The 12071-nt window shown below is 38.4% G+C and carries 8 protein-coding genes and 2 pseudogenes; 1 reads left to right on the forward strand and 9 read right to left on the reverse strand.

Annotated features, from left to right (window positions below; translation table 11 throughout):
* The 9 genes and pseudogenes from ALKIM_RS20245 to ALKIM_RS0107975 form a co-directional block, all read right to left on the reverse strand.
* Window positions 1–588: pseudogene (locus tag ALKIM_RS20245) on the reverse strand (transposase); the annotation flags it as partial.
* 551 nt (window positions 589–1139) lie between these two features.
* Window positions 1140–3518, reverse strand: coding sequence for an outer membrane beta-barrel family protein (locus ALKIM_RS0107940; protein ID WP_026474171.1), 2379 nt, complete (start codon window positions 3516–3518; stop codon window positions 1140–1142).
* The gene (locus ALKIM_RS0107945) at window positions 3515–5020 is read right to left on the reverse strand and encodes a radical SAM/SPASM domain-containing protein (protein WP_162148804.1); all 1506 of its coding nucleotides are present in this window, start codon (window positions 5018–5020) and stop codon (window positions 3515–3517) included. The genes ALKIM_RS0107940 and ALKIM_RS0107945 overlap by 4 nt, the downstream gene beginning before the upstream one ends.
* Before the next feature lie 334 nt (window positions 5021–5354).
* Window positions 5355–5528: a hypothetical protein gene (locus ALKIM_RS19875; protein ID WP_157363842.1), complete on the reverse strand. Its 174-nt coding sequence runs from the start codon at window positions 5526–5528 to the stop codon at window positions 5355–5357.
* A gap of 161 nt (window positions 5529–5689) precedes the next feature.
* Window positions 5690–6034, reverse strand: a complete 345-nt coding sequence (locus ALKIM_RS19240; RefSeq protein WP_052345479.1) for a hypothetical protein — start codon at window positions 6032–6034, stop codon at window positions 5690–5692.
* Between the two features lie 223 nt (window positions 6035–6257).
* Window positions 6258–7583: an HlyD family secretion protein gene (locus ALKIM_RS0107960; RefSeq protein WP_026474174.1), complete on the reverse strand. Its 1326-nt coding sequence runs from the start codon at window positions 7581–7583 to the stop codon at window positions 6258–6260.
* On the reverse strand, window positions 7583–9775 hold the full coding sequence (locus ALKIM_RS0107965; RefSeq protein WP_026474175.1) for a peptidase domain-containing ABC transporter: 2193 nt from the start codon (window positions 9773–9775) through the stop codon (window positions 7583–7585). Before ALKIM_RS0107965 ends, ALKIM_RS0107960 begins: the two co-directional genes overlap by 1 nt.
* A complete protein-coding gene (locus ALKIM_RS0107970) occupies window positions 9768–11060 on the reverse strand; it encodes a radical SAM/SPASM domain-containing protein (RefSeq protein ID WP_026474176.1) in 1293 nt (430 codons plus the stop codon). Before ALKIM_RS0107970 ends, ALKIM_RS0107965 begins: the two co-directional genes overlap by 8 nt.
* Window positions 11061–11064: 4 nt before the next feature.
* Window positions 11065–11511 (reverse strand): S41 family peptidase, encoded by a 447-nt coding sequence (locus ALKIM_RS0107975; protein WP_162148805.1) that lies wholly within the window; start codon window positions 11509–11511, stop codon window positions 11065–11067.
* 213 nt (window positions 11512–11724) lie between these two features.
* Between ALKIM_RS0107975 and ALKIM_RS20000 the strand changes: the two are divergent.
* A pseudogene (locus ALKIM_RS20000) lies at window positions 11725–12071 on the forward strand (IS4 family transposase); the annotation flags it as partial.

The following is a 12071-nucleotide window of genomic DNA, read 5'->3' on the forward strand; positions in this document are numbered from 1 at the left end:
TCTAACGGTCGTTGCACTCTTGCAGGCAAACGTTTTTAGTCTTACGTCTAATATTTAAGCCCTTCATACAATATACACGATAAACTCTTTTATGATTCCAAGGTTTTCCGGCCATACGAAAACGCTCATACGCTTTCCAGAATCCTTCAGTAGGATGAGCTTGCATTTGCTCATCTAAGGCTTGAATTAATTCTGAATCGTCCTTTTTTAACTGGTAATAGTATACTGAACGACTTATTCCTATAACGCGGCACGCCCTGCCAATGCTCGCTTCTAAATCACAACTAAGCTCATGAACAATATCGCGTTTTATGCAGGGCTTTAAAGCTTTTTTTCGATAATCTCACGAGCTATCTTTAAATCCAAGGCCAGTTCAGTATACATCATTTTAAGCTTCCGGTTCTCTTCCTCTAGCTCCTTTAAACGTTTTAACTCAGAAGCCTCCAATCCGCCATAGCGTTGACGCCATTTATAAAAGGATGCTTGACTAACGCCATGTTCCCGAATGATTTCTGGTACGCTCTTTCCCTTTTCAAATTCTTTTAGGATAGAGGCGATTTGTTCTGGTGTGAATCTTTTCTTTTTCATAATTACAGCTTAAATCTAGTATTTAATTTTCTATTTTTAAACTGTCCCGTTTTTAGGGGAGCTTACAGTTACAGGATGGCAGTTCTTTATTTCTAACAAGTTTTCTGGTGCAAAATCTTGAAAAAGTACTGCCAAGTTTAAAATACGAACATTTACACAGAGGATTTCCTATTGTTACGAGTTCATAGCGCACTCTGATCGGCGTAGTCTTGTGTATAAGCAGATGCCTTGGCAGACTACGTCGAATCTTAACCGGTAGTTTTTAACTGCGAATGCCGAGAGCCGAAAATGATTTATCTGGCTAACCCCATTTTACAACTACACGTTATAGAAAACTGGAGTTTTTTTATAAAAGTGCTAGTTTCGCTTTACTGAAAAATAAAGCAACGTAATGACAGATAACAAGTTAATTTGTGCGTAGTTAAAAACTACGCTTAGCTGGGGCCAATAACTTCATTTTCGCATTCTCATAATCCAACAGGGCTATCACCTTTTGGATATATGAATGCGGGCCTTCGTACTAAAACGTAAAACCGAAATCAATCAACTAATTATTTCTGATTATTAAACCGATAGGCCACCCTGAAAGTTGCATAGGGTTTATGCTTCCTTTCATACTCAACCAAAAAGCCATCGCCTCTAATTGTTCCGGTAGTTTTTCGGGAGTTGAGCACATTGAAACACGATGCATTAAGTTGCCACCTGTTGTTTTGTATGTTTTTTGTAACAGAAAGATTTGAATAAAACAGACCAGATTGCCGCTCCTGTGCCATTACCTGCGGACTGTCATAATACAAACCCCAACGAAGCGTGAAGGCCTTTGGCAATAAAAACGTGTTGTTTACTTTGCAGTCAGAACGGAGTTTATCCTCCATACGCTCCGCATTATCAATATTGACTTTTAATCGATAAGCATATAATGAAATTGATGTGTTGAGATTCCACCAGGTAAACAAATCTACGCCACCCATTACTTCACACCCTCTACTTAGGGATCTACCCACATTTTCGGGCGTTGTTAAAACCTTTTCAGAAACTACAATTCGGGAAAAGTGTTGAATAACGTTGGTGGTTTTTCGACCAAAAACCTCCACCGAAAAGAAATCTTTGTTTCGGGATGTTAAGTAGGTCACCTCAAACGCCTCGGAAAAAGCAGGCGATAAGGCCTCGTTTCCGGAGTAATATGAATATGGATCGGAATACTGCTTTAGCGGTACAAGTTCATAATAGCGCGGTCTTCTTATCCTTCTGGTATAACCAGCCGAAATCTGGATGGTTTCAGTAAAACTATACGTGGAATGAAATCCGGGGAAAAAATCTACTTCCTTTTTATGATACGGAACCGCTAGTGTCTGATCGGCGGTATCGTCAAAATGATAATTGGCCTTTCGCGCTGAGTGCTCCATCCGCATACCCAATTGATAATCAAACTCTCCAATGCTGTTTTTAAAAAGCAGATAAGCAGCAAATACATCCCGGGAAAAATCAACATTTTGGTTCAGAGGTTCACCCGGGAATGGAACCAGTGTGCCGTTTGCAGCAAACTCTCCGCTTACTGAAGTTACTTTGGGTATTTGATTGATTTCAACTTCTACACCACTCTCGATGGTGATGGCGTCTGACAACTCCCAAATATATTCAATTTTTGTATCTACGGCTACTTCGTTTACCTCTGTACCTGCAAAACCTACACGTTCAACCCTATCCGTAAAATATTTATAATCATGTTGCCGCTCGTGCGTGGGAGCCAAGTAGGAGGAATAATCAAAATAGGTTGATACCGTATGATTTTCGTCAGCCCCAAAGGTGCGTTCATAACTTATCTGTCCGCCCACATACTGAAAGTGCATCTTGTATTGTGACTGCATCCAATAAGAAATATTATAATCCTCCTCGCCTGCACGTGATAAGCGCTCATGAAACAAACCTCTTTCATTGCGCAGGTTTGTGCGTTCAAAAGGCTGAAAATAGATTGAGAAATCAATATTATCCCTGTCGGTCAAATCATAATTAAAACCTATCTCCACATTGTTGGTTATTCCGTAGCTCTTTTTGTTTCTGTTTGCAGATACTGAGAATAATTCATCATCCAAAAAACTACTTCTGTGGTAAGTCTCCGATAAATCGGACCAGACATAACTTCCATATTGCCACTCCAAATACCAGCCACCTTTTTCGCTTTTATGGTCAACAGACAACAGGTGCTCCAATACATCGTGAGTTGAATACCTTAAACTGGTTCCAATTGCGTATCCTTCAAGTCTGTTTTTCTTCAGAAATACCAGGATAACGCCTGCGGTTCCCTCGGCACTGTAGCGCGATGACGGATTTGTTAAGAGCTCGATTCTATCGATACGTGATGCCGGTATCTGACGCAGTTTTTCTTCTCCGTTGGGCACCTGTTTTCCGTTAACATACACCACAAATCCCCCATCGCCACGATAGGTAAGCTTCCCATCGTAACTCACGTGCAACGAAGGTATATTCTCCAGCAAATCGAGCGCTACTGATGCTGACGGAAAACTTGTGGCATCTATCACTTTCCTGTCGGTTCGCAAGCTTATGGGAGGGCGACTGCTGCGCACAACAACCTCTCCAAGTTGAGTCTCAGAAGGAGATAGCTCCAACAAGAGCGGGTGCGATGAAATACTACTTACGTCATGAGGAATGGTGTAAGGCGCATAACCCAGATGGGATGCATGGAGCTGGTAACTTCCATCAGGCACACTTTCAATAAGAAAAATGCCATTGCTATTGGATATGCACCCAACAACCAGGCTGCTGTCAGCAGGATTCAGCAGAATTACAGAGGCATAAGAAATTGGTTCGCGTGTGGTTAAATCAATCACTGTTCCCTTTAATGAAGCTTGTTGGCTAAAAACGGAGAATGCTATTGAGAAAATGATGATTGTTAAAAGTCGCTTAATCATAACTCAATGTTTTTCTCATAGGCTTTCTCAAAATCAGAGTCTGGACATTGCATATCAGGATAGTCCCATTTTTCAAGTCCATATATATCCACGATTTCACTCCAACATACACGACTTGCATCAATACAAAAATCAAAATCACCACATTGATAACACTTACTTCCATTATTCGTTGTTTTGTTTGATTCCCTAATTGCTCTTTTTTTATTCCAAAGTTCAATTGCTTTTTCTGATTGCCAAACATCTTTTATACTGTCTTTTTTAATGTCCCCTATTAAAAACTGAGGCGTCCAAAAGAAACGACTACAACTTGTAACCATGCCATCTGGGAGTATACCCATTGAACTGTAATTTGCTGGACATCTGACTCCCTTTTTAAGAAACTCTTTCTTATCTGCAAAACTAATAGATTGAGAGGAGTAGTCGTCAATATCAATATTTATATCTCCTCTATAAGTTTTCACAAAATCATGTATTAATCTCATTTTCTTTAATGACGTTCTCAATTTACTCCAGGTTGATTTTGAGTATCGAGAAAAAAAAGCTTCATCAATCCTCCACGAACTAATATTATCATATCCTTTAATAAAGTCATAAATTATTCCTATATTTTGAGTGCTATCATTAAATGAAGTAATGATTGTGTGAACACAAACGTTAATTCCATTCTCATTAAGCAAATAAAATGTCCTCTTCATTCGCTCTAAATAACGCCCTCCTTCTTTTGGTTGAACTAATTTATTCAATATTTCGTTTTCTGCAGAATCCAAAGAAATCTGTATCTCCTTAACACCTAAACACTTCAGTTTTTTAACAATAGAATAACTAATTGGAATTTTAGTTGATATATAAGGGACGAAACCACAATCAATTAATTGACTCACGATCTTAAACCAATCAGGATGAAGAAATACTTCACCCCCAGTAATTTCAAAAGAATTTACTCCTAACTCTTTAGCCTCCTGAATTAATTCACAAATACGCTGAGTTGACAGTTGATGTTCAGAAGGTATATTCATCGTTCTATCAGCCAAACAGTACAAGCAATCAGTATAACAATTTGAAGTGAGAAACAGTGAAATATCCCTTGGTAAAGAATGTCGCTTATGACGCAAATCTATGCGATTATTATTGATAAAACTTTGGGGGTCGTACAAATAAATCGACATCTCATCAGTCGTTTCCACAATTGTCTTTGGAGGAAATACCATACTGATGTCTCCATATTTGACAATGAAGAAATTCTCATTATTTAACAAATCTTTAGCAAACTGTCTGATATAAATTAAATCTACGTTAAGGTAAACAGATGCCTCCGATATTGAGTCATTAAAATTCCCTCCTTTAAAGAAGGACAAAATCACTGCAAAAACAGGATGGATAAAGCCCTCAAAACCAGACACTCCGCCCCAATTAGGAGGGAAATATTTGCCCTTTGACATTAACATAACTCGTCCTTCATCAACTGAAAGAGTATAATCGGGATTTAAAACGTAATTCATAATTGCCAATATTTGTAAACAACTAGCTAACACTAACATCTTTTACCAAAATCTTAAAATTAAAGAGTTGTAAGTTTAACATTCTTATAGTTTTTTCTATGGCCTGTTTTCTATAGCTGTATCTATAATAAGAAAATCAATAGGAGCTTTCATTAATTGGATTAATGCAAAAAAAATTAATGGACTTTGAAAATTAGATCAACGAATAAACTGTTAGTAGATGTGTTTGGTAAACTTGCTACTGTTATTATCGAATTAAAATTTTCGCCCTTTATTCGCATTAATAGTAAATTGTAGGCTCAATATTACTTGAGCCTACAAAAAATGCAAAAGATTATTGGTTTTTCTTACATGTTTGATTGCATCCATTTCCATGACAATTTCCATCTTCAAGCACTCTGCTGTCGAAGTGTGTACCGCCTCGGATTTCAATCATTTGATAATTTTCTAACAATTCCCGTGCATTTAATTGAAATTCTGATTCTTGAATTGATTCATTCGTTTTCATATCAAAAAGTATTTAAGTAATAACCTGCCTACTCTTCACACACCATGTGTCCCTTTTCGGCATCCGGGGCATTGTTTTTCCGGCCGGGATAAATATTAAATGCAGAGTAAAAATATGGCGTGCCACTCCAAAAACTCTGGAGTGAGAGAAAATGATAAAATTTAGATTGCCTCTAAATAAGACAGGAGAGTCCCCGGGTTTTTCTGGCAAAACGAGGAAAGACTTTTGTTTCGCGTGGAGAAGCCACCTTTTATTGTGTCGAGTTGTATGTGCGCTTCAGGCCGGAACCCAAAAACAAAACGCATGGGTGTGATGTATTCGTATGTGTTTCTATATGAGTTATACCTGATTTCGGCACCTGAATCTTTTGCCGTCTGTAACAATTGGGAAAGTGAACTCTCTGAGATTTCGAGTTTTTGGGCAAGCTGGGATGGGCTTCCTGTACAGTTTAACCGGATAAGTTGATCCAGTTGTTGCAACTGTTGAATTTTTCGGGATAGCAGCATGGGACTTCGGGTTTAAGGTTAAAAAAGAGACTCCTCGGGTTAGGAGGCATCTCAATTATTTGATATTGCAATTTAACCCAATGGGTGTGAACAAACAAATTTTTTAGAAGAAAATTAAAATTTATAGTAAATTCCAAGAAACTCTATAGGATTCACTTTTGCTATACCTTATTTTAATATTGCTATTCAACCGTACCAGAATAAAAAAAATCTCTATCTAAAACTAATTTGATATATATGACTTATAAACAGATCTAAGGGGGTAAAACAGTCGTTGTGCTAAACTCAAATCATCGGTAATGATTTCTGCTGTTCCTCGCATATTTTGCCTGAAAGGCAGTAGCCGGCCATAGTTTGTAAATAGCGTATCAGGAAGAACTATTGTACCAATGTAGGCACTATCAGGAACAGATGACATTGAATTAAGCCTGCCAACAAGCATTCCGTACTCGCGATGCGGAAAATCTGAAAATTTAAGGTTCACTTCCTGTCCGGGCATTACCTTCCCAGCCCGATGGACAGGTATTATTACCCTACCGGTTATTTCAGTTTGTTCAAATGGCAAGATGGTCATAACGTGTTGCCCAATAGCTACATTTTGATTTTCTTTCCAAATCCCGGCAAATGAGGTTTTACCGTGAATGGGGCTTTTTAAACAATAGCGGTCCTCCCATTCAGAGATTGCGCTTTGAAGATTTCTATTGTATTGTTCTATGTTGCTTAAGAGTTCTAGTTCATATTGTCTTTCATTCAGTTTAAGCTCACCTAATTGTTGCTCGTATTCTGACAGAGAAAGACAGGTATGTGAAAGAGATATCTCGGCATTGGTCAGGCTCATTTTCTGAGCCAATAATATCTTCTTGGCATTCTCATACTCCAAGGCGGCAATTACCTTTTGAGTGTATAAAAGAGAATCCCGATAAAATGCTTGTTCAGCTAACTTATAACTTAGCTTTTCGGTGTTGATTTGGTTTTGTAAAAGCTTGCTGTGGCTTTTAAGTTGATCATGCTTTAATTGAATAGCCATTTTCTGTGCTCCGTAAATATCTAATTCAATGTAGTTTTTATATGCTTCAAGGGCTTTAATATATGCAGATAGCGAGGTTTGGAATTCGCCAAACTGTAAATTTGCAGCACTGATTGAGTCAATAACTGTTTTAACCTCTAATGGAGGCAAACTTGTACCCACTATATGTTTCAGATTTTGATAAGCATTGAAATCAGCAGGATTTTCGATAACTCCCAAAACCTGTCCGGGGCTTACGGTATCCCCCTCTGATACCAACAATACCTGCAACTTCCCGGTAGAACGTGCAAGAAGGAATGCCGGGGGATTTGTTGTTTGCAAATAAAATGTACCATGAATTATGTCGGGATACCGAAATACAAAAGCAAAACTAAAAACGGCAACAATAATGAGGGTGATGACGGAAATACCCCACCGGACAATGCGACCGGGTACTCTATTCATAATCTCCTTCACCTCTTCACTTCGCAGGTGAACAGCGTCAATATCTTCTTCTGAAATATGATAACTTTTATCCTTCATTAATTTCCCAATTCAAGCTGATTTTTGACCAAATTAAAATACGCCCCGCAGCGTTCAACCAGTTCAATGTGGGAACCGGTTTCTGTCACCCTCCCTTTTTCCAATACGATGATCTTATCCGCATTGCGCACTGTGCTTAAACGATGGGCTACCACAACAACAGTGCGCCCCTTGAAAAATTGGTCGAGGTTTTCCATTATTACTTTCTCATTGTTTGCATCAAGAGCATTGGTTGCTTCATCCAGAAAAATGTAATCCGGGTCTTTGTAAACTGCCCGTGCAATCAGGATGCGTTGCTTCTGCCCCTGGCTCAACCCGGTACCCTCTTGCCCTATTATGGTATTGTACCCCAATGGCAAGGTTTCAATAAACTCCTGTATGTTGGCTGTTTTGCATGCATATAGTAACTTTCTTCTATCAATAACCTCATCACTTACCGCAATGTTACGTGCAATGGTATCAGAAAAAATGTAACCATCCTGCATTACCACACCACAACGACTTCGCCACCATCCCTGGTTGAAATTGTTAAGGTTAACAGCACCAACTTTTATCTGACCCTCCACAGGTGCATAAAACCCCAGGAGCATTTTTATAAGGGTAGTTTTTCCACTCCCGCTTGTTCCCACAATGGCTGTAATACTATTTTCGGGGATAGTGATGTTTATATCATCCAGTACTTTTGGGGAGTGGGGCCCTTCGTACTGAAACATAACTTGTTCAATGCTGAGCCCTGCCTTATCCGGAAGCTCCTTTAAACGATCGCTGTCCGGTTCTTCATCCTCTTTGTTATGTATTTCGCCCAAACGCTCAAGGCTAATTTTTGCATCCTGTGCTGCATGGGCAAAATTGATCATCTGGTCAATGGGGCTGTTTAATTGTCCTAAGATGTACTGAACCGACAGCATCATACCCAAAGTCATACTTCCGCTAACCACGGCTGTGGCTGCCAATATGGTGATAACAATATTCTTGGTTTCGTTAAAAAAAAGCCCACCCAATTGTTGGTACTGGTTTAATGAGAGACTTTGTACATTAACCCGGAATAATCGAGCCTGAATACGCTCCCATTCCCAACGCTTCTGTTTCTCGCAATTGTTTAGCTTTATTTCCTGCATACCCATAATCAGTTGAATCAGGTTGCTTTGCTCGGACGACATTTGCGCGAAACGTTTGTGGTCAATTGTACGCCTTTTTTTCAGAAACATCCACACCCAGATAAAATAGAGCAGGCTGCCAAAAACGAAAACCACAAAAATTTGAAGGTTGTACCAGGCCAAAACAGCTCCAAACAACAGTATATTAACCATCGAAAACAAAACATTCAGCGTTTGGCCGGTAAGGAAATTCTCAATCCTGCTATGGTCTTCAATCCGTTGGATGATGTCACCGGTCATTTTGGTATCAAAAAAACGAATTGGCAACCGCATCAGCTTTATTAGAAAATCACTTATGAGAGATATGTTGATGCGGGTGCTTACATGCAACAATATCCATGAACGGATAAACTCCACACTCATACGGCTGACAAACAGCATGAGCTGGGCAATAAGCACCAACCATATAAAATTCAGATTCCTGGTGTTTATACCCACATCCACAACAGCCTGCGTAAGAAAAGGAAAAGCCAATTGCAGCATGCTTCCCACCAGCAGCCCCAGTACCAGTTGAAGGATAAATTTTTTATGAGGCTTAAGGTATCTAAATAAAAAAGAAAAACCAGACTTGTCAGGCTTTTCATCTTCCATGGAATAAAAATCAGATGTTGGCTCCAAAAGAAGGCAGATCCCCTGGGGCTCAACCCCATTTATGGTTGATGCCCAGCATTTAATAAACTCATCTTTATTATAAACCATTTTGCCATGGGCCGGGTCTGCCACATAGACCCTATCGTTTTTAATGGCATAAACCACCACGAAATGTCCCTGGTTCCAATGGGCAATAAATGGAAGAGGGGAATCTTTCCCCTCCAATTTGTTAAACCCAACTTTCACACCCATCGTGCGGAAACCGATACTCTCAGCAGCCTCGCTAATCCCAAGCATAGATACACCGGCGCGTGTAATATTACACCGCTCCCTAAGTGTTTGTATGGAGTAATTACGGCCGTAATGCCTGGCTATCATTTGCAGGCAGGTAGGGCCACAGTCCATGGCATCGGGTTGATGAACATGCACGAAATAATCACTCATTTTTTTCAGTCTCTATGTGAGCAGACAGTAATTCTTTGAATTTATGCTTAAAGATAGAGCAAGTATCTATTTTACCACCTTCATACTTGTTAATGAATCTTTCATTTGGGCATCCTCCTCCACAGACCATCATGAACTGACAATCTCTGCATTTTTTATCTTGAAAAGGATCAGTTCCTATTAAAAATTTAGCTAATAGATCATTATTTAATAATTCTATGTCCATGATATTTCCAATAGACTTTTCATTATCCCCTAAATCATGCCAACACTTATATAATCTACCATCTGGTCCTATTAGGTAACTATTATAATGACGAGCGAAGCATTCAGTAAATGTATTTGAAGGGTAAAAATCAATTATTTTTATTGCACTTTTCTTATATAAATTGAGAGCAAAATCAATGTATTCATTAGTGCTAAAACAATTCAATTGTGTACAATTATTATGATCTTTTGTTATTCCAGGACTTACACATAAAAGATTTTCAGGATCGAATTCTGAATAGTATTTTAACAATTTCGCATATTGTGAAGAATTCGATTTATCAATATTAGCTCGGATGTTAATTTTAACATTCTTAATACTTTCTTTTCTACAATATTCAATAATATTTGAGATATTCTGATGGATCTGATCGAAAGATCCACTACCATCCTTTTTAGGACGCCTACTATCATGATAAGCCCTTTCACCATCCAAAGTAATTTGAAACTGTGAAAATCCATGGCGAACTAATGTAGAAAAGGTTTTAAGATCTAAACTAATACCATTTGTAACAATTGAATAATCAGATCTTATACCTATTCTATTTATTTTTTCACATAAAGAAATAATTGAATTTAAAGCAAGTAACGGCTCTCCTCCAAACCAGACAATATTTAAATAATTTGGCAACTTTTTACTTATGAATTCAACAATAGCATTTTCCACATTTATATTTAAATATTTAGGCTCACGCCATTTTTCATAACAATATATACAATCCAAATTACATTCCTGGGTTGGGGCAATTGTCAAATATAAATCATTATGCTCATATCTTTGATTAAGAGCTTGTAAATAGTAGGAATTTAATTCGTCTTCATCTGATTTGACGATAAACTTTATAGCATTAAGTTGATCCGTCAATTCGTAATTAGCAACATCCTCTTTCCCTGCTTTAATCATTTCTATTAAGCCCCGCAACTCTTCATCAACTTGAATTAAAGCATTTGATAAACTATTATATAAATAGGCTATTCCGTTAACTTCTGTCTCAATATTATATTTAGACCATTTCATAATGCTACAAATCGTTTATATAGATAAGAATTTCGTTAAAAGTTCTCCCACTAAAATTTACTTCTCTATCTGGAATTACAGGATAAAAGTCTCTATCCGCGTTTGGACGGTAATACCTGCTGGTGGATATATCTAATGGGATCTTTGAGTTGGGCAGTTGGATAGTTGCAAAATTGCCAAATGATGAGCCCAGCCCACCAGTTGGCTCGCCAATTAGAGTGCCCAAATTGTTATCCTTAATCAAAGCACAGAATCCACTTGCTGTTGAATATGTCCCAGCATCCATCAACACATAAAAACACCCATTAAATACTTCATTCTCATGATGTGGAAATATCCTTAATAGACCATTGTCCAAAACGTGCATCTCGCCAACAGCATTGATATCAGGATACTCAAAGTCCTGTCCAAATAATTTATTTTTTATGAATTCGTGCTTAGTACATGACAAAACAGTTAAATAATTGAAAATCAATTAAATAATAATCTAAAGCATTTGGATAAAACCTTGATATTCAGTATATTACAGCTGATTACCACATCTTTTGTACTATACGTGAACACCAAGGTTGATAACAAATATAGCGAATTAATCCAACTGTTTAAAGAAACGACCGGATGGCATAAAGCACGGGTAAAGTGCACGATTTCAATTGTTTGTGCAATGTGCAAGTTACAAACGGTTTCGTTCGTAAAGCTTGCGCAAGGATTTGAGGGACAGGCAACCTACGAATCGAGCCATCGACGGGTGCAACGATTTTTCGCCGAGTTTCTTATAGAGAGGCGTTTACTCGCCCGGCTGATATTTGCTCTTTTGCCCTCTAAACCGCCCTACCGCTTGAGCATGGACAGAACCAATTGGCAATTTGGGAGCTTGGATATCAACATATTGATGCTCAGTGTTTGTTATAAAGGCGTGGCCATTCCGCTGCTGTGGAAACTTCTTCCCAAACGTGGGAATTCAAATGCCACAGAGCGCCAAGAATTGTTTGACGACTACATCGAGCTATT

Origin of the sequence: Alkaliflexus imshenetskii DSM 15055 (assembly GCF_000517065.1) — a bacterium.
Lineage (GTDB): Bacteria > Bacteroidota > Bacteroidia > Bacteroidales > Marinilabiliaceae > Alkaliflexus > Alkaliflexus imshenetskii.

What these genes read in the sequence shown, in the direction of transcription:
- ALKIM_RS0107945 (WP_162148804.1), bottom strand. Translation starts at nt 5,020, where the DNA reads ATGAATTACGTTTTAAATCCCGATTATACTCTTTCAGTTGATGAAGGA.
- ALKIM_RS0107960 (WP_026474174.1), bottom strand. Translation starts at nt 7,583, where the DNA reads ATGAAGGATAAAAGTTATCATATTTCAGAAGAAGATATTGACGCTGTT.
- ALKIM_RS19875 (WP_157363842.1), bottom strand. Translation starts at nt 5,528, where the DNA reads ATGAAAACGAATGAATCAATTCAAGAATCAGAATTTCAATTAAATGCA.
- ALKIM_RS0107940 (WP_026474171.1), bottom strand. Translation starts at nt 3,518, where the DNA reads ATGATTAAGCGACTTTTAACAATCATCATTTTCTCAATAGCATTCTCC.
- ALKIM_RS0107970 (WP_026474176.1), bottom strand. Translation starts at nt 11,060, where the DNA reads ATGAAATGGTCTAAATATAATATTGAGACAGAAGTTAACGGAATAGCC.
- ALKIM_RS0107965 (WP_026474175.1), bottom strand. Translation starts at nt 9,775, where the DNA reads ATGAGTGATTATTTCGTGCATGTTCATCAACCCGATGCCATGGACTGT.
- ALKIM_RS19240 (WP_052345479.1), bottom strand. Translation starts at nt 6,034, where the DNA reads ATGCTGCTATCCCGAAAAATTCAACAGTTGCAACAACTGGATCAACTT.